We start from the raw sequence: 19,860 nt of genomic DNA on the forward strand, positions 1-19,860 counted from the left end.
CGCTGTAGGAGATGCTATACTCATCGGAAATGAATGAAAAGTATGAAAAGCACGGCGGGCTGTGTGGCGGGTTTGAATCCTGCTTTTACGGGACGTCCACTCTTGGTGAGCGCGGACAGGTCGTGATCCCTTCCGAGGCGCGTCACGAGCTGGGCCTTGAGGCCGGGGACAAGCTGCTGATCATGCGCCACCCGGTTCACAAGGGCTTGATGGTCTTCAAGCTGGAGGCCGTGCGTGAGTTCCTCGAGGACTTCGGCCGCGCGTTCACCGAACTCGAAAAACTGGAGGCGAATTCATGATTCCCATTTGGACTGGACTTGCGGCATTGGCAGCGGGGGTGGCGCAGAGCCCTACCCTCACCCTCGACGAAGCGATGAAGATCGCGGAAAAGACGGCGTTTGGGGTGAAGATCGCTGAGACCGACCTGGAGAAGTCCCATCAGCGCGTCCGAGAGGCCGAAGCCCAGCGCGGTTTCAAGCTCACCGCCGGCGCAACCTACACGCGTTTCGATAGGGCACTCACCTCGAATTTTGGGGGCGGCGATTCGGTGGTGGTACGAGCCATCGATTCGAAGAACGCCAACCTGGTTCTCAATGTCCCCCTTCTGTTCAGCAAAACGCTGGGTCTGGGGGTCGAGGGCGCCAAGCTGGCGGTGAGGGCGTCGCAGGCTTCGGTGGATGCTTCGAAGAACGAACTTCGGCTCAACGTGCGCCTTGCCTATTACCGCGCCGTCCAGGCCAAGTGGCAGAAGGGCGTCGCTGAGCAGGCTCTTCTGAACTCCAAGCAAAGGCTCGCCAATGCGGAGATCCGCGAGCGCGCCGGAGAGCTTGCCAAGATCGACGTGCTCCGATTCAAGACGGAAGTGGCCCAGCGCGAGGGCGATCTCATCGCCGCGAACAACGGTCTGGACCTTTCCAAAAACGCCCTGAACAACACCCTTGGCAGACCCGTCGAGACCCCCTTTGAGACCGAGGAGATCCCGGGCGTGAAGCCCGCCGTAGCTTCGGAGCTGGATTTGACGGCGCTTGCCCTCAAGAAGCGCCCCGATCTGGATGCGCTTAGGGTCACGACGGCCATTCAAGCCGTGCTCCGAAAGATCGAGAGCCACGGCACGGACCCTTCGCTCAGCCTTACCGTCACACACACGCGCAACATCGACGCCATCGGCTTTGGAAGCACCGATGCGCAGACCAACGGGGTGCTCGCGCTTTCCGTTCCCATCGTGGACGCTGGCCTGGCCAAAGCCCGAACACGCCAGGCCGCACAAGCGGAAGAAGCCGCTAAGATACGTGTCCAGCAGGCAGAGCTAGGCGTGGCGCTGGGGGTTCGGCAGGCGGTGACGAGCCTTTCGAACGCGCTGGCGCAACTGGAAACGGCAACCAACCAAGAGGCCCTTGCCGCGGAAACTTATCGCCTCGCCACCGTCCGCTATGAAGCTGGCGAAGGCATCCAGCTTGAGATCATCGACGCGCAGACCCAACTGACGGCGGCCCAGACCGGGCTCGTCGCCGCTCGCTACAACGTGCTCATCGCTTACGCCAATCTTCAGGCCGCCATCGGAATCGACGAAGTTCCCGCGGCTCCCCGTTCTGGAGGAACCCATTGAAAACGATCGCATCACTTAGCTTTGCCATCGCGCTCGCCCTGTGCTCTACCGGATGCGTGAATCGCGATGCCCAGCGGCAAGGCAAGCGCACGGAAGACCTGATTAAGGACCCGACGGTTTCGGTTACCGTGGAGCCCGTATCCGTTCAGTCCCTTTCGGAAACGCTGGAGATCACCGGCGAACTCGCGACTTCGAGCGACACCACCGTGGGATCGAAGGTGGCGGGCCGGCTGGTCAGCGTTTCGGTTCAGGACGGTAGCTCTGTGTCTGCCGGCCAGGTCGTGGCAGAGCTCGACGCCTCTCTTCAGAGGGCGCAAGTTCAGCAGGCGCAGCAGCAGGTGAACGGCGCTCGCTCAGCGCTGAACCAAGCGCTCACCAACGCCAGGATCGCGCCCCAGCGGTCGGCGGCGGCTGTGGCGACCGCAGAGGCCCAGCTTCGTTCGGCGAAGTCCCAGTTGGCCAAGGCCCGCAGTGGCGCGCGAACGGAAGAGATCAGCCAAGCTCAGGCGCAGGTCTCCTCGGCAAAGTCCTCGATGGAGACGGCAAAACGTGATCGCGATAGGGCCCGCACTCTCCATGAGCAGGGCGCCGTCAGCCAGCAGCGGGTCGATGCCGCTGAAAACGCCTATCAGGCCGCCCTCTCGAATTACGAGGCTGCCCTGGAAAACCTTCGCATGAAGCAGAACTGGACGCGGCCCGAGGACCTTTCCGCAGCCGAAGAAGCCGTTCGCCAGGCCGAAGAAGGGCTGCGCAGCGCCCAGGCCCAGAAGAGCTTGGACGCCCTGCTCAAAGACCAGGTGGACCAGGCTCGCGCCAACTTGAAGTCTGCGGAAGCATCGCTCTCAATCGCTCAGCAGAACCTTGCAGACACCCAGATTCGTGCGCCGTTTTCGGGCAAGGTCTTCGGCAAACCCGCTCAGCCCGGTTCGGTGCTGAACCCTGGTTCGCCGGTGTTTCGGCTCGTCGGCAAAGAGGGGCTCTTCTTTGAGGGGAGCGTTGCCGAGAAGAACGTCGGCCAGCTCAACCAGGGCGACACCGTCGCCGTCACGCTGGACGCCGTGGGCTCGGCGAGCATCACCGGACATATCGTCAGCGTCAGTGCCACCTCACAGGAGGTCGCACGCGTGTTCCGGGTGCGGGTCAGCATCGACGGAGCGCCCGACGCAGCCAAGCCGGGGATGTTCGCGAGGGGCATCGTAAGCCTCAAGACCATCGAGGGCGCTTCGGTGGTGCCCAGTTCGGCGGTCATCTCTGAGGGCGCCGACAGCTATGTCTTTACGGCTGAGAACAACGTCGCCAAGAAGGTCAAGGTGACGCTCGGGCTCAAGACCGACGGCATGGTCCAGGTTACCGGCGTTCCCTCGGGGACCAAGGTCGTCGTGGAAGGCGCCGTGGGCCTGACGGACGGCAAGAAGCTCAAGGTCCAAGAACCCGCCAAGGAGACGGCTTCGGGAAACGAGGCCTCGCTGCCTTGATTTCGTCTGAGTAACCTCGCTGTCCTTCGAAACGACCCCCAAGCCGTAACCGCAAGACGCTCGACCCAAACAACAGGATCCAACTATGGGACTCACCAAACTTGCTCTCAGCCGCCCGGTCTTTATGCTTATGCTGATGCTGCTGGCCATCTTGATGGGCTTCATCAGCTACTTCAGCATGAGGCAGGAGGAAAACCCAGACGTGAATCTGGGCGTCGTCAACATCACGACGATCTATCCGGGCGCCGGGCCAGACGAGATCAACACGCTCGTCACGCGCAAGGTCGAGGAGGCGGTCAGCAGCGTCGAGGGCCTTCGCGAGGTCACCAGCATCTCGCAAGAGGGCGTGTCGGCGGTCACCTGCCAGTTTGAAATCGGCACGAACATGGACCGAGCGCTGAACGATTCACGCGCAAAGGTGGACGCGATCCTGAACCAGCTTCCGCAAGCGGTCCAGAAGCCCACGATCAGCAAGTTCGACTTCAACGCAGCGCCCGTGCTCACGATGGTGCTGCGGTCCGACCGCTACAACAACCGCGACCTGCGAAACCTGGTCGAAGAGAAGCTAAAGGACCGGTTCGCACGGGTTCCGGGCGTGGCCCAGGTGGACGTGAACGGCGGCGAGGAGCGCGAGATCCAGGTTCAGGTGAAGAAGGACCGGCTGTTGGCGCTGGGCGTCGGCATTTCCGATGTGCTCCGTGCGATCCAGTCGGCGAACTTGAACGTGCCGAGCGGCCACATGCAAGCCGGCGACCAAGAGTTTGCAGTCCGAGTGCTCGGCGATTACAAGTCGGTCGAGGACATCGGCAAGACCACGCTTTCGATCCGCAGCCAGAAGATGCAGGGGGGACGCTCGACCTCGGTGCGGCTCAGCGACGTGGCGGAGATCAAGGACACGAGCGCGGAGCGGCGGGTCTGGAGCCGCTTGGACGGTTCAGATACCGTCGTCATGTCGATCTCAAAGACGCGCGACGGGAACGCCGTCGAGATCACCGATGGCGCGGAACAGGCCATCAAGGGGATCGAGTCGGAATACGGGATCCACTTCGTCAAGACCAACGAGAGTGCCGAGCGCATCAAGGAGTCGCTATTCGACCTGAACATGGCGCTGATCATCGGCATCCTGCTGGTGTCGGCGATCGTTTATGTTTTCCTTCACAACTTCCGCGGGATGCTGATCGTGGCGACGGCGATTCCCATCTGTCTGCTCACCTCGATCATCGCACTCAAGGCGCTGGGGTTCACCATCAACGTCATGTCGATGCTCGCGCTCTCGCTGGCCATCGGCGTGCTTGTGGACGACGCCATCGTCGTGCTCGAGAACATCTATCGCCACCTCAAGATGGGGGAGGACCCCGTCACGGCGGCGATCAATGGCCGAAGCGAGATCGGTTTGGCAGCCATCGCCATCACCATGGCCGACGTCGTGGTGTTCGTTCCGATCGCCACGATGGGCGGCATCATCGGGCAGTTCTTCAAGCCGCTCGGCGTGGCGTTCGTCTGCGCAACGCTGCTCTCGCTGCTCGTTTCCTTCACGATAACCCCGATGCTTGCCGCTCGGTGGTACCGAGAAGGCGAAGACGTCGAGCATCCTCAGGGCTGGTTCCATGCCGGCATCGAACGGATCTTCGTTCGGTTGCAGGACGCCTATCGCCACACGCTTGCTTGGGCTCTGGAACACCGCTGGTTTGTGTTCATCTCGGGCTTCGTCGTCTTGCTTGCGGCGTTCATGTTCATCGGCGGCAGCTTCGCGCCCGACATGGCGACGGCGATCCAGACCGGTATGGGGCCGTTCGTCTTCGCGGTCATCGTCGGCGTGATCGTGATGGCAGCCAACTTCTTCCGTGGCTACCGCAGCTTCAAATACATCCCCCAGGCGGCAGCGTTTGGCGCGGTATTCATCTTGGGATCGGTGATGGGGTTTGAATACGCGCAGTGGAAAGGCGAGGCCGTGTTCAAGTTCGCCTTCATGCCTCCTCAAGATGGCGGCAGCGTCGGCGTCAGCCTCGTGTTGCCTCCCGGATCGACCTTGGCCGAAACCGAGCAGAGCGTCAAGAAGGTCGAGAGCATCGTCAAGACCCATCCCGATGTGAAGTACGTGCTCTCCTATGTGGGCACGCGCGGCGCTGGCAACTTCGCCGGCGGAGACGCCGGAACGAACTACGGCCAGGTGAGCATTTCGCTCAACGACAAGGAATCCAAGCTGGAGAAGCTCCTGTTCTGGGTTCACCCCGAGGGCAAGCAGCGCAGTAAGGACGACACCGCGGTGGCAGCCGAGATTCAAGAGAGGCTGGGGCGAATTGCAGGTGTCCAGATGACCGTTTCGACCGGAGGCGGGCAGGGGTTCGGCGCGCCAATCCAGATGTCGTTCCGCTCAGACAATCGCGAAAGCCTCCTCAAAGCGGTCAAGGCGGTGGAACTGGGATTGCGTGAGGGCAAGATCAAGGGCGTTGTCAGCCCCGAGATCAGCGCGAAGCCCGGCAAGCCCGAAATCCGAGCGATCCCCGATCGTGCGAGACTTGCCGACGTGGGTCTGACCGCTGCGGACGTGGCTACCACGATGCGCGTGCTCTATGAGGGCGACAACACCAACAAGCTGCGGATTCTTGGAACGGAATACGACATTCGGGTGATGATGAGCATGGAGGACCGGAATACTCCGAACATCCTGACTCAGCTTCCCATGAGCTTCGTCGAAGGCCAGCCTGTGTATCTGGGCCAAGTGGCCACCTTGGAAAATGGTGTGGGTCTGGACAAGGTTCGGCGTCGCGATCGGACGGAGGAAGTCACTTTGAGCGCGAACCTGCTGCCGGGCTTTGCCGCAGGAACGGTTCAGCGCGAAATCGACCAGTGGATGGCCAAGGAAAAGCTGGTGCCGTCCGATGTCATGATCAAGCCGCTTGGCCAAGCCGACATTCAGGCTCGAGAGTCGGGCTACCTCCTCGGAGCGCTCGTGATCGCCTTCATCTTGGTCTTCATGTTGCTGGCTTCCTTGTTCAACAACCTGCTGTATCCGTTCATCATCCAGCTTGCCCAGCCTCAGGCGATGGTGGGTGCCTTGCTCGCGCTCGTCTTGACAGACAAGACCTTGAACATCGTGGGCATGGTGGGCATCATCTGTCTGGTCGGCCTGGTGGGCAAGAACGCAATCTTGGTGGTGGACTATACGAACACCCTTCGGGCCAGAGGCCGTTCGAGGAAGGAAGCGCTTTTGGAGGCGGGGCCGATTCGGTTGCGCCCGATCATGATGACGACGTTAGCCCTGCTCTTCGGCATGCTGCCGGTCGCGCTGGCGCTTGGGCGCGGATCGGAGTTCCGCGAGACAATTGGCATCACGATCATCGGCGGCATGATCTTGTCGTCGCTGTTGACGCTGCTGGTTATCCCGTGCTCCTACACGATCTTCGACGACATCTCTGAGGCGTTCAACCGCCGAAAGGGCAAGAAGTCCTCCGGCAAGCCGGATCGGACGATGGGAACGCGAGTGCTTGAGAGCGAGGGTGAGGGTGAGACGGTGAGTCGGTGAATGGGTGAGCGCGACTTCCGATGCCTCCGCCTCTTCTGAGGTGGAGGCCTTTCCATTCCTGAACTTCCAACACCTTCGCTTACAGTATAGAGGTTGCATTCGGCCCCCAGACATTCACCCAATAGCCTCCACCTCAGAAGAGGCGGAGGCATCTTCTGGTGGTCTTAGCCGGGTCACTTCCCGCCCGTCGTTGAGATGCCCTGAATGAAGGTCTTCTGCGCAAAGAAGAAGAGCACGATAATCGGGAGCGTGAAGATAGTGGCGGCTGCCATGAGCTGGGCATAGAACCCGCCGTAGTGCGAGACGAACTGCTGAAGTCCGTAGCCGAGCGTGTACTTTGCGGGGTCGTTGATGTAAAGCAGCGGGCCCAGAAAATCGTTCCACGTGCCGATGAACTGGAACAGCGCGCAGGTTGCCAGCGCCGGTTTGGATAACGGCAGGATCAACCGCCGGAAGATCGCCCACTCACCCGCTCCATCTACCCTTGCCGCCTCCGACATCTCATTCGGGATGGTCTTGTAAAACTGCGTCAGGAGAAACACGAAGTAAGCCGAGGCGGTGAAGGATGGCACGATCAGGGGAAGATAGCTGCCGTACCATCCCAGCGAGCGGAACATGCCGAACACCGGGATCATCGTGACCTGGCCCGGGAGCGCCATCGTGGCGATCATCACGGCGAAAAGTGCCTTCTGCCCGGCAAAGGGAATCTTGGCAAACCCGTAGGCCACCACCGCGCTGCTCGAAACCGCCCCCACAACGGTGCAAAGGCAGAGCAGCAGGGTGTTGCGCAGGTACATGAGAAACGGCATGTTCTGCAGGGCGGCGGGGTAGTTCTCGGTAACGAGCGGGGATGGGAAGAGGCTCTTTAGGCTGAGCTGGTTGTCGCCGAAGATCTGCGCGTTGCCCTTGAAAGAAGTAGCGACCATCCACACGAGGGGCAGCAGCGCGGGGAGCGAAAGGAGGACCAGCGCCAGGTAGATGCCGAGCTTCGAGGAGAGGGTGAGGCGGTGAGTGGGTGATGGGGATGAGTCGGTGAGTCGGTGAGGCGAGGAAGTGCGGCGGTTAGTCTTCATAGCCTAGCGCCCTCCTTTTGGACCGCTCTTCCAGGAACTTGTCTTCTAGCTCCTTCAAAGCTCTCTCGGGCGACTTTGCCCCGAGAACAGCCTGATCTTCGGCCCGCGTGATGAGGTCCATCAGAAACCGCAGGTTGGGGATTTCGGGCGGCGCTTTGCAGTTCGGGCTGGCCAGGATATCGAGAAACGCCTGGAACTGGGAATTCTCTTTGAGCCACTTTTGGAAGGTCGGCGAGTTCGCCACGGCCGGGGAATAGGGCAGCCACCCTCCCATGTTGTAGAACTTGGCCGCCCGGTCGGGGTTGTCGAGGCCCGTCCAGAACTTGAGGAACTCCCAAGCGCCCTCCTTGCTCTTGGCCGAAGCCGGCACGAGCATGTAGTTGCCGCCGACCATCCCGCCCAGCGGTGTGCCGCCCTCCTTGGGCGGAGGCAAGGGAATCACGCGGTATTCGAGGTCCGGTTTGAACTTACGAAGCTCCTCAACGCGCCACTGCCCATCGAACGTGACCGAGAGATCACCGTGCATAAACGCCCAACTGGCTGCGCCTTCGATATCGTTCAGGCCGGCCTGGAACCGGACCACGTTGTCGAATCCGACCTTCCGGCGGTAGTCCACGATCGCCCTGAGCGCCCGCACGTTTTGGGGGGTATTGAGCTCCACTCTTCCGTCCTCGTGGACGTAGAATCCGCCGCCGAAATAATGGCTGATGTAGCTTAGGTCGCTGATGAGAAAGCCGAGCCGTGTCAGATTGCCCTTTTTGTCGTAGCGGTTCAGCTTCAGGCCCATGTCCTCAAGCTCTTCGAGGGTCTCTGGGAACTGATCCGGGTCAAAGCCCGCTTCCCGGAGCTGCTTCAAGTTGACGTAAAGGGCTGCGAGGTCCGCGCCGATGGTGATGCCGTAGCAGTGGCCGCGGTACATCCCGATATCGCGAATCGAAGGGTAGCTCTCTTGGAAAAAGCGCTTGTGCTCTTCGGGGGTCATGAAGTCGTCGAGTCGCGCCAGGAGGTTGTTGGCAGCGAGGTTGGCAACCGAGCCGCTGCCCATCGACACGATGTCGGGTGGGTCTCCGCCGATAGCGCCGAGGAAGAGCTTGGCGTCTGAGCCGGTCCCGGGAATGCTGACCGGCACCACCTCATATTGCGACTGGCTCTCGTTGAAGGCGTCGACGATCTTGTTGACCTGCTTTTCCCAGTCGCCCTGCCAACGGTGCCAGAAGGTGACGAGCTTGCGATCCGGGTACTTGCGCGGCGTGGACGGGCTGACGCAGAAGACCACAGCGGCAAGTGCCGCCAGAAGACCCCAGATCAGGTAGCGACGAATGTCAATCCTCCTCAACGACTCACTCACTTTCACTGTCTCACTGACTCATCCCAATCACCTTCTCAGCAACTCACCGACTCACCAACTCACCAACTCATCCCCAAGAAGGCCAGGCAAGGATGCCTGCGCTCCGTTCATCCCCCATAATGCACCCACCGCTTTTGGGTTCGGAAAACGGCCGCCGTGAGGACCACGATAACGATGAACAGCATCCAGGCCATGGCGCTTGCATAGCCCATGTCCAGGTAGCGCCAGGCCCGGTTATAAAGATAGAGGCTGTAGAAGTAGGTGCTGTCCTCGGGGCCGCCGTTCGGCGTCATCACGTAGGCCTGGGTGAAGGTCTGGAACGCGCCGATGATGCCCATCACCAGGTTGAAGAAGATCACCGGCGTGAGCATGGGAAGGGTGATGTGGCGGAGCTTTCTCAGGCCGCTCGCCCCGTCGAGCGTGGCGGCCTCATAGAGGTGGACCGGGATATCCTTCAGCCCCGCCAGATAGATGATCATGCTGCCGCCAACCCCCCAAAGCGCCAGCATCACCAGACTGTAGAAGGCCCACGGCGCGGTGTTCAGCCAACTCGGACCGTGGATTCCGAAGACCGCCAGAAGCCGGTTGATCAGGCCGATGGTCGGGTTAAGCAGCCAGATGAAAAGCACCGAAGTGGCGACGACCGGCACGATGGAAGGCAGATAGAAGATCGTACGGAAGACGGCGATGCCTTTGACGTTCGCGTTTAGGAGCAGGGCCAATCCCACTCCGAATACGATCCCGAGGGGTACCGAAAGAGCCGCGAACTTAACTGTGACCAAGGCCGATTTCCAGAAGAGCTCGTCCTGGGTCAGCAGCATCCTGTAGTTCGCGAGGCCCACCCACTTAGGCTCGGATACGATGTTGTAGCGCGTGAACGATAGGTAGATGCTCTGCAAGAAGGGCCACGCAGTGAACGCAAGGAACCCTATCAGCCAGGGACTGATGAACAGATAGCCGACCAGGTTGTGCTTTGCCCTTGGGTTCTTTTGCCGAGCCATGGCCTAATGGCTATGTTATCGAATCCTCGCCCCCGACGGTGAGAAGACGAACAGAAAACGGGCTGTCAAGGCGGAGGGAGCCCGCGATGTCAGCCCGTGTTTCTACAAAGCGACTTACCAGTTCTTGGGGCCGGACTTGATCTTGCCGTCTGCCGAGTGGCAGTTCAGGCAGGCGCCCGCGGGCTTCTTACCAAACGCGTCGGCAGCAAGCCCAAACGGCTTGCCGTGGCGCTTGTGGATCGCGTCAGCAAGCTTGGGCGGCTTGGGGCCCTTCTTGTGGCACATGTTGCAGCTTGTGGGGACGATCTTCGTCATCCCCGAGACGTTGGGATGACCCTTCACCTTACCCATGACGGTGTTCAGGCTCTTGTCCTTCACATGGCAGCTCACGCAGCCATTCGGATATTTGTCCTGCTTCGGGGCGCGCTTGGCCTGTGCGCCAATGGAAAACGCAAAAAGGGCCGCGACTGCCATCCCAAGCGGGATCGCACGCGCGATTTTCGGTAGATTCATCATTGCCTCCCGCGGCCAAGATCCGAATGGACATTCGACCTTAGTGCCGCTCTATTTCGAGGATACCAACCTGAAAGTCCGATTCCAAGACCTTGACACTTTTGTCTTGAATACTTGGGGCTTATCTCCCCTGCTTTTCTGGACCGAAGACCTGGAACTCCCAAATCGTGGGCCCATCGGCTGCTTCCAGTATGTTCAGACGGATGAACCGTGCCCGGGTGTTGGGAAACGACGCCTTGAAGTCTTTGCCGATCTCCTTGCCGCTGAAGACTGGAACCCACTCGTCCCCCCGCTTCACCTCGATGGCGAACTTCTTTACCCGGCGAAGCTCGGGGAACGCCTCGTCGATGAACACCTTTGAGATCGCCCGTTCCCGGCCGAGGTCGACCTCCAGCCAGGCTGCCTTGGTGCCCGAATCGGTCGCCCAGCGCGTTCCCGGATCATCGTCCAAGGCGCTTTGGGGTCCATATTGCATTTCGGTCTTGTAGACGTTCGAGGCCGAACACCTTGCGTGGTAGGCGAGCGACCCGGACCACGAACCGGGATCGATTGGCTTGATGCTTGAGGCCGGCCCATCGAGCGTTAGCTTGAAGAGGGCGCTATCGGCTCGCCTGAGGGTTGCCGGGGCGTCGATTGTGAGCCCATCCGTGGTTTGCGTCAGCCTCGCCCCCAGGCCGGTCAGGCACTTCCAGCTCTTGACCTTCAAGGGCAAGGCGCCTAGCTTCAGCGGACCATCGGGCCAGCGAAGCACGTGCAGATAGACCGTGTTGCCCTTGCGCGTCGAAGCTCCCCAGGGGGCGGGCTTGTAGGGGCCGCCGCGCGTGCCGAAAATGGACTCGCCATATTTGGCAAGCCACTTGCCGACCCCCTTCAGCACTTCGACCTGGCGGGGCTCGATGCGCCCGTCCGGCATCGGCCCGACGTTCAGCAGGAGGTTGCCGTCGCCCCCGGCGCACCGGGCCAGGATGCCGACAACGTCCTTGACGGTCTTGATGTGATCGTTTGGCTTCCAGGACCACTGCGTTCCGAGGGTCATGCAGGTCTCCCAGGGCTGCTTGTCGTTGTAGACGCCGATCACTTGCTCGGGGGTCAAGTAGTCCGCATTTTCGCCGGTGTACTTGTCTGCGGTTGGCCCTCCGAAGAAGCACTCGAGCCGGTTGTTGATGATGATGTTCGGCTGAGCGCCTCGGACCAACCTGTAGGTGTTCGCTTGGTCCCAGGGCACCTCCATACCGTCCCAATCGAACCAGAGCAGGTCGAGCCGCCCGTAGTTCGTCGTCAGTTCCCTTAGCTGCCCCTGCATCCGCTTGATGAAGACGTCGTTCGTGGCGGCACGGCAGTCCGGGTCTTTCCAGTCCATCGGCGAGAAATACCATCCAAGGCGCAGGTTGGCCTTGTGGACGGCGTCGGCCAGTTCGCCGCAGACGTCGCGCTTGAACGGGGTGTTGGCGATGGTGTAATCGATGGTCTTGCTGGGCCAGAGGAGGAAGCCGTCGCAGTGCTTGGCCGTGAGCACCACATACTTGGTCCCCGCCGCCTTGGCGATGGAGGCCCACTCCTTCGCGTTGAACTGGACCGGGTTGAAGCGCTTGTAGAGGTTGTCGTATTCCTCGGCAGGGATCGGGCCGCGATTGGGGCTGCGCGGGTTGGTCTGCGCACGCGACCAGGAGATCTCGGTGCCCTTCAGGCTCACGGGTCCCCAGTGGATGAACAGGCCAAAGCGGCCCTCGAGGAACCACTTCATGCGCTCGGCCTTTTTTGCGGCGGTTTCTTTGGGCATGGAGAGAGCTCCGATGTTCGGTTCGAGAGCCGGGAACAGGCTAAGGCTCGATAGAATGACGGTCGCAGCGGACACCATGAGGTTACGATATCTGGCCCGAACCTGCAATTCCCGGTTTGAAAGAACACTTCGGTGTACGGATTTGTTGGGATAGGCGCGCGAGTTTGGAGAAACGGAGAGACGGTGAGTGGGTGAGTGGGTGGGTGGGAGAGATTGTGAGAGGGCGAGGGGCCGTATGGGAACTCGCCAACGAACTAGTCGGATCGCTCAATCTTGAACCAACTTGGCGACGCGTGCATCCTCGACGCCAAACCGGCAGGCAGGGTGAGTTCCGTTGCAGCGTCCGTTTCGGGCGCCTCCCAACGAAGGCTTCGCTCTGCCTTGGCCAGCCTCGGCCACTCGGGATTCAGCAGCGCCATACGCCCCACGGCCACTGAGTGTGCGCCAAGGGAAAGCGCGGCATCCCGGTCGGCCCAAGTCGTGACAGCCCCCGCGACCACCAGCGGCACGCGCCCATCCAGATGCTGCACCAGAAGGCTTGTAATCGACGGCGCCGAGGGATCGTGGATCGGCGGCTGAGCGTAGTGCTTGAGCGAGGCGTGCACGTAGTCGAGGCCGAGCGGAGCCAGACGATCGAGCAGGCCGAACGTGTCGGCAAGCCGAAGGCCGGGCGTCTCAGGCTCTTCGGGCGAGAAGCGATAGCCGACGACGAGGCGGCCGCCAACGGCATCGAGGACGGCACGTGTGACCTCTTCAGAGAACCTCAAGCGGTCTTGGCCGTAGGCGTCCTCTCGGCGGTTCGAGTGCGGGCTCACGAACTGTTGAAGCAGGTAGGTGTTCGCTCCGTGGATCTCCACGCCGTCAAAACCGGCATCTTCCGCGAACTTTGCAGCTTGGGCAAACGCCTGAACGATCTCCTGGATCTCGTGAATCTCGAGGGAGCGAGGGGTTTCCGCCCCTTTGCGCTCGGCGGCGACCGCCGACGCTGAAACCGGTCCGCCGCAAAGCGAGCTTGGTGCCTGCCGGCCGCCGTGATGGATTTGGAGGATGGCTCTCGATCCGCCCCGATGGATCGCCTCGGCGGCCAATCGAATGGAGGGCACGAACTCCGGCCCCGTGATCAGCCACTGTCCTGGAAACGCCCATCCGGATGGGTGTACGCAGCACGCTCCGGTGACGATCCAGTCGAACCCACCCCGGGCGCGAAGTTCGAGATAAGGGACTTCGTCGGGGCTGATGTGCCCGTCCGGCCGGCTCGCAAAGGTGACCATGGGAGCCATCAGGAGTTGAGGCTCTTCCGCGGGAAACATGCCTTGTGGCATATAGGATCATTGTGTCGGATGCCAGAGATGGGACGCAGGATTCCCAATGGTTCCGGAGGCTGCGGACCCGCCCCACGGGATACAACGCATATCCGACTCACCTCTTCCCCCTCGCTCTCTCACGCACTCACGGCCTCGTCCACGCAACGCCAGGCAAGGATGCCTGCTCTCCGTTCACCATCTCACGCCACTCACCGTCTCACCGACTCACCCTCACGCACCCTCATGCAGCACTTTGTGAGATGGGAGAACGCAAATGAAGTGGAGCCAGGAAAGATCCTGGTGCCGGGGGCGGGAATCGAACCCGCATGAGGTTGCCCCCAACGGTTTTTGAGACCGCCGCGTCTACCGTTCCGCCACCCCGGCATGGACCCGAAAGGATACCCCGATTACCTGAGGAAGCCTTCCTTCACGCCGCCGTCCACCGTGATCGTGCAACCGGTTGTCCGGCTCGATCGAGCCTCCGAGAGCAGCCAGCAGGTGGCCTCGGCGCAGTCGTCCGCCGAGACGATCACACCGAGCAATGACCGCTTGCGATAGTGCTCCGGGAGCTCCTCGACCGAGATGCCCAGCGTCTTGGCGGTCTGCTGCTTCCAGGCGTCGTTCCAGATGCCCGAACCGATGAGCACCGCGTCAGGATTCACCGCGTTGCAGCGGATGCCGTGCTTGGCGAGGTCGCCTGCGGTGGTGCGCATGAGGTGCAGTTCGAACGCCTTTGCAGCCGAATACACCGCCGCGTTGCCGCCGACCGCCACGCCGTTCTTGCTGGCGATGACCACCAGGCTCCCGCCCGTGCCCTGCTGGATCATGGTCTGGGTCGCCGCGCGCATCGCCAGGAAGTAGCCCTTCATCAGAAGCTCGGCCTGGAAGTCGTAATCGGCGTCGGTGGTGTCGGCCACCGTTCCGCGCCGCGCGTTGCCGGCGCTGACGGTGCAAAGGTCCACGCCGCCGAATTTGAGGATGGCCTCTTCAAAGGCGGCCGACACGTCAGACAAGTCGGTCACGTCAGCCCGAACGGCTACAACAGAGCCCTTGTTCGCCGCCACGGCTTCGATTTCGGGCACGGCCTCGGCGAGCTTCTCCTCATTGATGTCGAGGATCACCACGCAAGCGCCGCCCTTGGCGAGCTTCTTGGCCGTGGCCAGACCGATGCCCTGGGCGCCGCCCGTGATGACCGCAATCTGGCGGCTGAACTCGCTTTCCGGGGGCTGACGCTTCAGCTTCGCTTCTTCGAGCAGCCAGTATTCGATGTCGAACGCCTCCTGTTCCGGCAGCGCCACGTATTTGCCGACCGTCTCCGCTCCGCGCATGACTTCGATGGCATTGCGATAAAACTGCCCGGTGACCTTGGCCTCCTGGGGGTTCTTCCCGAAAGAGATCATGCCCACACCCGGCACCAGCACGACGCTCGGGTTCGGGTTTCGCATCGCTGGAGAGTTGGGGCGTTTGCAGCGCTCGTAATAGGCGGCGTAGTTCTCGCGAAAGGTGGCGAGCTCCTTGTCCAGATAGTCCGACAGGTCTGACCTGTCCGACTTGTCGGACGAGGGTAGTGAGGACAGGACCAACGGCCGAATCTTGGTGCGCAGGAAGTGGTCCGGGCAGCTCGTACCCAGCGCCGCCAGAGCGTCCATCTTGGACCGCGCCATGAAATCGAGCGCCGCTTCGCTGCGGTCGACGCAGGCGATCAGGCGCTTGCCCTCGAAGGCGACCTTGCCGCGAAGGGTGGGCAAGAGGTTGAGCAAAGTGGTCCTGGCGTCCTCATCGGAGAGCTTCGGCCGGACGACTTGCCCAAAAGCGTGTGTGCTCGTCGTCTTTGAATTGATGTATTCCTGGGCCTTGTTGATCATATCGATCGTCAGCGCATAGCAGGACTTCCAGTCGTCCGCCCAACAGATGAAGCCGTGCGACGCCATGAGCGCGCCCTTGATGCCTGGGTTTTCGGCGATCAGGTCGCGGAGCATGAGGCCGAGGTCGAAGCCTGGCCGCTTCCAGGGCAAGTAGCCCATATCGCTGCCCCAAATCTCGGAGCAAAGCTGCTTGGCATTCTCGGAAGCCGCGATGGCAATCACCGCGTCGGCGTGCATGTGCGAAACGGCCTGGAACGGCACATACGAGTGCAGCGGCGTGTCGATGCTGCACGCGACCGGGTTCAGGTTGAAGTTGCAGTGGTTGTAGAGGGCGACAACCTGATCCTCGTGGAGCCCTTCCTGTTTGACCTTGGCCTCCAAAGCGAGCAACCGGCCCTGGTAGAGGCTGGCGAAATTGCCTCGCTTCGCTGAGCCGAGGTCTCCTCCCGAGCCTTTGACCCAAAGCACTTCGGTGGATTCACCGCTGAGCGGATCGGGCTGGAATATCTTGGAGCTGGTGTTGCCTCCGCCGAAGTTCGTGACCCGCAGGTCGGAGCCAAGGAGGTTGGAGGCGTAGATAAGCTGATCGACCGGATCGGTGGGGGCTTTGGCGTCATCCCAGAGGTTCGGCACGTGGGCGCTGAGTACGGATGCCATGCCTTAGTTGTATCCGTTTTGAGGGTTCCGTCGCTGACTGGATGGCCGGCTGAGTCGATGAACCGGTGAGTCGGTGAAACGGAGAGAAGGAGAATCCGGGAGAGCCCCTCCCTTGGTTTTGCGAAGCGAAACTGAGGGAGGGGTTGGAGAGGGAGACAAAGAGGGCTCTCCTGAAACTCAGGCGTCATTTGGGCTGTTGCCAACGCCCCGGCTCACCGCCTCACCCACTCACCCCCTCCCCGCCGCGCCACAACTAGCGTATGCTGGAGACGCAACTCATGCGCCTCGGCTCCCGCTTGTCGGGGGAACCGTGGGGGAAGTCCGGTGAGATTCCGGCGCTGTGCCGCAGCGGTAATTCGATTGCGGATTGGCGATTGCAGACTGCGGATCGAAGGCTTCTCACTTGAACCCAAGTGAAGCGTCCCAGAATCCGCAATCCGCGATCCGAAATCCGAAATCCGACGAGCCCGAATGCCCACTCGAAGCGCCTGTGTGCGGACCCTTCGAGCCAAAGGGGACGGGCACGCCGCCGGGCGAACCCCAACTCCAGAGCCGGGAGTCCCATATTGAGTGCGCGAAGCCTGCTTCGCGCTATGGATCAGGCGAGCTTGCTCGCCGCGCGGGGTTGGGAGCCAGGAAGAACGGCTCTCGCCGAAAAGCGCGAAGCAAACTTCGCGCACTCAATACGGGACCCGACCTCGGACGGAAAACGGTAAGCAAGCGGCCATGCAGTTCTCGCGGAATCCGAAGGTTTATCCACCTGTTTGGAGGAAAACCTTGAAGAAACGCGCCTTTACACTCATCGAGCTTCTCGTCGTCATCGCGATCATCGCGATCCTCGCCGCCATCCTCTTCCCGGTCTTTGCCCGCGCCAAAGAGGCCGCCAAGAAGATCTCCTGCCTCAGCAACATCATGCAGCTTGGGCTGGCGACGCTCATGTACACCCCCGATTACGACGGCGTGTATCCCATCGCCATGTATGGACTACCCGGCGGGGAGATTCAGACCTGGTTCGGCCGCCAAGCCGCCTCCGGATCATGGAGCAAGGAGAGTGGGCTCCTGCAGCCTTACATCAAGTCCGGCGCGCTGCAGAAGTGCCCCAGTTCGAACCTGCGCCCTCGGTTCGGCGATGGCAACGGCTATGGCTACAACTACGGCTATCTGGGCTCCGACGTGAACATCACGTTCGACTGGTCGAACTGGCCCAACCTCACCAACCCCGCCTCGGAGACCTCGCTCTCGACGCCCGCAACCAAATGCGCCTTTGCCGATTCAGGGTTCTTGAACCCAAGTTGGTACGGCGGCGACGACCAAATGTACGAAACCGGGTTCATCGACCCGCCGATGTTCTGGTACGGCAACCCGAGCGTGGACTTCCGGCATGTGGACCCTCACAAGCGCATCGACGCCTCAACGCAGACGGTCACACACTTTGGCCGGGCGAACTTCCTGTGGGCCGACGGCCACGCCACGGCTCTCGCACCGGGTCAGGTGACGGACGCGATGTTCACGAGGGATTGAAGCGAATGGAGGCTCGCCTCCACAAAACGGTTTCTTGCCAGGTCCGTTTACATTCATAGGAGTGGCGGGATGAAAGCCTATAGAAGTTGCATTTTCTGTGTAGTAATTTCCGTCTGGTCATTTGCGGTGTCCCAAACCCGTGACATCCGGCCCGAGGATCCTGCTGAGAGCCTAAAATCGATTCAGGTTAGTAGCCTCATCGAGAGAGCCCGTGTTAAGGTTCGTGACAATCAAGTTGAGGCCGCTACCGCACTCTATCAGCAGGCTGCTTCGATTCAAGCTACGATGATCGGTTTCAAGTCCGGAGCGTGGTGGGAGCTGGGAAGGCTTTACGCCTCGAAAGGACGGACCGAACTTGCGCTTGAGGCGTACGCCAAGGTCTTTCGGTGGGATGGATCGAAGTGGGACATAGTCCCAGGTGCGGGCGATCACATAATTGTGGCCATGGAATACGCCATCTTACTCGCGAAAGCCGGCCGCGAGGAGGATGCGAAGGCTATGTACTATTATGGCCTGCGTAACTTGAACCCCGGGCAGACTCGATCTGTCGAGCCCTCCCCGTTCCTCATGGTCTTCGATCCCGAGCCTGAAGGCGCAGTGTGGGAATACACCCGAGAGCGGCTAGAGGCTGCGGCGTTGGTCGTGCAGGCGATGTGTGGGGGGACGATGGTCCTTGCTACCCGCAAGCAGATCTTGCCAGAAGAACTTGCGATCAAGGCAAACCGACTTGCTCCCGAGTGGTATTACCCCTTGCTTTTCAAGGCAGCTCGTTCCTGGCTAGCCAATTGGGCGCCAGCATTGCTTGGTGAAGCGGAATCACTTGCAAAGCCGGGCTTGGAGAGCCAACTGGTCGCCCGCTATCGTCAGGAGCTTGCCGAGCACAAGGCCTACATCGAGGCGGAAGAGATGTTCGGGGCCAAAGACACACGGCCCATGCGGGAAGGTAATGATCGCCGAGCGCGGATGCGGTGCCTGAAGCCCAATGAACAAGTGCTCAAGAGGCTATCGGTCCAGTTTCCAGGCAAGTAGGCATTCTTCGAAACTCCCTTTCTGAGACTTTGGCTGCGGGAAATCCCTCGCCAGCACATTCGGCTTAATGCCAATGTCCTGCTCTCCCCAGGAACCTCTCCGCCTCTTCACGCGAGCATGACTCTTCGATCGTGAGCCACACACCCTCGGGTTTCAACTCCTTCATGACGGCTCTGGCGTCGTCCAGGTCCTCGCAGATCACCTGGATGCTCTTGCCGGCGGCTTGAGCCTTCTGATACACCCACAGCCACCGCGAGGCGGGGCCATTGCCCGCGCCCCACACCCACTGCAGCGCATCAACCCGTGGGCACTCCAGCACCAGGTCCAGGTGCTGCAGGGCGGAAGGCCCGTCCAAGTGGAAGATGGACCGGTCGCAGTGGGCGACTTCTTCGAGGACCGAGGGCCAGATCGCCTCCTCGAACATCGGCCGAGAGATCAGCGCCGAAAAATCGCAGTTAGGCACGAGCATGCGCCCCCAATGGGGGCAATGCAACCAGGTGATCGTGGGTTGCCCAGCCTGGATTAGGCGCTGCACCAAGTCTTCGTAGGCTGCCAGAAAGGCTGGGGTCAGCACGTCGCAAGCTGTCCGCACCGCGCCGGGATCGTCCACCATCTCCAGACAGAGCTCCTGCGGATCGCGCAGCGCGGCCAGAAGGTCGCCGTTCGAATGGAAGTCCGTGTAGCCGGTGAGCCACTTGCCTCGGCCCCGCTCCAGCGAGCGATCCGTGAGCTCGCGAATCTTCGTCCAATACGGGTTGTCGAAGTCAGGTGCGATCCCAATCAGGTCTCGGCACGAGGCTGAAATGGGGTGCGACCAAGTGGTGTCCTCGCCAAACTCGAGTTCCGCGCCAAAGAGCGTGGCGAGAACTTCCGGGCCGAGTTCGGGTTGAAACACAGGCAGCGAGTCGCCCACCCACTCGCGCTGCTGAAAGATCGCTTCTGCGACGTCGATGCGGTGCTCGACGTCCCACCAGCGGTCCTTGTGGGTGGCGTGATGCTTCTGTGGAAGGACGTAAGGCTCCTCGCGAACCACCGACAGCGTGACCGGGGGACGGTCGAGCACCTCGCCCCGCCACCATGCCTCGAACCGTTCGACGATTCTTCCTGCATCGGGGCGGTATTCCAGTTCGAGGTTTGGTGTGTTCAAGGCGTCTCAGGCTAC

14 protein-coding genes, 1 tRNA gene and 1 riboswitch are annotated in these 19,860 nt (G+C 61.2%); of the genes, 6 read left to right on the forward strand and 9 right to left on the reverse strand.

Going from position 1 to position 19,860, the window contains the following annotated elements; genetic code table 11:
* Positions 1–29: 29 nt before the first annotated feature.
* The 4 genes from HZC36_07415 to HZC36_07430 all read left to right on the forward strand — a co-directional run bounded on the left by HZC36_07415 (position 30) and on the right by HZC36_07430 (position 6,607).
* The gene (locus HZC36_07415; GenBank protein ID MBI5706803.1) at positions 30–299 is read left to right on the forward strand and encodes an AbrB/MazE/SpoVT family DNA-binding domain-containing protein; all 270 of its coding nucleotides are present in this window, start codon (positions 30–32) and stop codon (positions 297–299) included.
* On the forward strand, positions 296–1,606 hold the full coding sequence (locus tag HZC36_07420; GenBank protein ID MBI5706804.1) for a TolC family protein: 1,311 nt from the start codon (positions 296–298) through the stop codon (positions 1,604–1,606). Before HZC36_07415 ends, HZC36_07420 begins: the two co-directional genes overlap by 4 nt.
* A complete protein-coding gene (locus HZC36_07425) occupies positions 1,603–3,081 on the forward strand; it encodes an efflux RND transporter periplasmic adaptor subunit (protein MBI5706805.1) in 1,479 nt (492 codons plus the stop codon). The genes HZC36_07420 and HZC36_07425 overlap by 4 nt, the downstream gene beginning before the upstream one ends.
* Positions 3,082–3,166: 85 nt before the next feature.
* On the forward strand, positions 3,167–6,607 hold the full coding sequence (locus tag HZC36_07430) for an efflux RND transporter permease subunit (protein MBI5706806.1): 3,441 nt from the start codon (positions 3,167–3,169) through the stop codon (positions 6,605–6,607).
* A 173-nt stretch (positions 6,608–6,780) separates the two neighbouring features.
* On the opposite strand, the gene HZC36_07435 is transcribed toward HZC36_07430, so the two are convergent.
* The 8 genes from HZC36_07435 to HZC36_07470 all read right to left on the reverse strand — a co-directional run bounded on the left by HZC36_07435 (position 6,781) and on the right by HZC36_07470 (position 16,148).
* A complete protein-coding gene (locus HZC36_07435; GenBank protein ID MBI5706807.1) occupies positions 6,781–7,680 on the reverse strand; it encodes a carbohydrate ABC transporter permease in 900 nt (299 codons plus the stop codon).
* Entirely contained in the window at positions 7,670–9,028 is a 1,359-nt protein-coding gene (locus HZC36_07440) for an ABC transporter substrate-binding protein (GenBank protein ID MBI5706808.1), read from the reverse strand. The genes HZC36_07435 and HZC36_07440 overlap by 11 nt, the downstream gene beginning before the upstream one ends.
* Before the next feature lie 107 nt (positions 9,029–9,135).
* Positions 9,136–10,029, reverse strand: coding sequence for a sugar ABC transporter permease (locus HZC36_07445; GenBank protein MBI5706809.1), 894 nt, complete (start codon positions 10,027–10,029; stop codon positions 9,136–9,138).
* Between the two features lie 114 nt (positions 10,030–10,143).
* Positions 10,144–10,545, reverse strand: a complete 402-nt coding sequence (locus tag HZC36_07450; protein MBI5706810.1) for a hypothetical protein — start codon at positions 10,543–10,545, stop codon at positions 10,144–10,146.
* 118 nt (positions 10,546–10,663) lie between these two features.
* Positions 10,664–12,400 carry an alpha-L-fucosidase gene (locus tag HZC36_07455; GenBank protein ID MBI5706811.1) on the reverse strand — a complete coding sequence of 579 codons (1,737 nt, stop codon included), beginning with the start codon at positions 12,398–12,400 and terminating at the stop codon, positions 10,664–10,666.
* A gap of 176 nt (positions 12,401–12,576) precedes the next feature.
* The gene (locus HZC36_07460) at positions 12,577–13,644 is read right to left on the reverse strand and encodes an NADH-dependent flavin oxidoreductase (protein ID MBI5706812.1); all 1,068 of its coding nucleotides are present in this window, start codon (positions 13,642–13,644) and stop codon (positions 12,577–12,579) included.
* A gap of 280 nt (positions 13,645–13,924) precedes the next feature.
* A tRNA-Leu gene (locus HZC36_07465) sits at positions 13,925–14,010 on the reverse strand.
* Between the two features lie 23 nt (positions 14,011–14,033).
* Positions 14,034–16,148, reverse strand: coding sequence for a bifunctional rhamnulose-1-phosphate aldolase/short-chain dehydrogenase (locus HZC36_07470; GenBank protein ID MBI5706813.1), 2,115 nt, complete (start codon positions 16,146–16,148; stop codon positions 14,034–14,036).
* A 270-nt stretch (positions 16,149–16,418) separates the two neighbouring features.
* A riboswitch (cobalamin riboswitch) is annotated at positions 16,419–16,646 on the forward strand.
* Between the two features lie 228 nt (positions 16,647–16,874).
* Here HZC36_07470 and HZC36_07475 point away from each other — a divergent pair.
* Positions 16,875–17,669, forward strand: a complete 795-nt coding sequence (locus HZC36_07475; protein ID MBI5706814.1) for a prepilin-type N-terminal cleavage/methylation domain-containing protein — start codon at positions 16,875–16,877, stop codon at positions 17,667–17,669.
* Positions 17,670–18,113: 444 nt separating this feature from the next.
* Entirely contained in the window at positions 18,114–18,698 is a 585-nt protein-coding gene (locus tag HZC36_07480; GenBank protein MBI5706815.1) for a hypothetical protein, read from the forward strand.
* Between the two features lie 64 nt (positions 18,699–18,762).
* On the opposite strand, the gene HZC36_07485 is transcribed toward HZC36_07480, so the two are convergent.
* Entirely contained in the window at positions 18,763–19,845 is a 1,083-nt protein-coding gene (locus tag HZC36_07485) for a hypothetical protein (protein MBI5706816.1), read from the reverse strand.
* Positions 19,846–19,860 lie beyond the last annotated feature (15 nt).

The organism is Armatimonadota bacterium, assembly GCA_016223145.1.
Taxonomy (GTDB): Bacteria; Armatimonadota; Fimbriimonadia; order Fimbriimonadales; family Fimbriimonadaceae; genus Nitrosymbiomonas.

What these genes read in the sequence shown, in the direction of transcription:
- HZC36_07415 (MBI5706803.1), top strand. Translation starts at nt 30, where the DNA reads ATGAATGAAAAGTATGAAAAGCACGGCGGGCTGTGTGGCGGGTTTGAA.
- HZC36_07420 (MBI5706804.1), top strand. Translation starts at nt 296, where the DNA reads ATGATTCCCATTTGGACTGGACTTGCGGCATTGGCAGCGGGGGTGGCG.
- HZC36_07430 (MBI5706806.1), top strand. Translation starts at nt 3,167, where the DNA reads ATGGGACTCACCAAACTTGCTCTCAGCCGCCCGGTCTTTATGCTTATG.
- HZC36_07435 (MBI5706807.1), bottom strand. Translation starts at nt 7,680, where the DNA reads ATGAAGACTAACCGCCGCACTTCCTCGCCTCACCGACTCACCGACTCA.
- HZC36_07445 (MBI5706809.1), bottom strand. Translation starts at nt 10,029, where the DNA reads ATGGCTCGGCAAAAGAACCCAAGGGCAAAGCACAACCTGGTCGGCTAT.
- HZC36_07450 (MBI5706810.1), bottom strand. Translation starts at nt 10,545, where the DNA reads ATGATGAATCTACCGAAAATCGCGCGTGCGATCCCGCTTGGGATGGCA.
- HZC36_07455 (MBI5706811.1), bottom strand. Translation starts at nt 12,400, where the DNA reads ATGGTGTCCGCTGCGACCGTCATTCTATCGAGCCTTAGCCTGTTCCCG.
- HZC36_07460 (MBI5706812.1), bottom strand. Translation starts at nt 13,644, where the DNA reads ATGCCACAAGGCATGTTTCCCGCGGAAGAGCCTCAACTCCTGATGGCT.
- HZC36_07470 (MBI5706813.1), bottom strand. Translation starts at nt 16,148, where the DNA reads ATGGCATCCGTACTCAGCGCCCACGTGCCGAACCTCTGGGATGACGCC.
- HZC36_07475 (MBI5706814.1), top strand. Translation starts at nt 16,875, where the DNA reads ATGCAGTTCTCGCGGAATCCGAAGGTTTATCCACCTGTTTGGAGGAAA.
- HZC36_07480 (MBI5706815.1), top strand. Translation starts at nt 18,114, where the DNA reads ATGGAATACGCCATCTTACTCGCGAAAGCCGGCCGCGAGGAGGATGCG.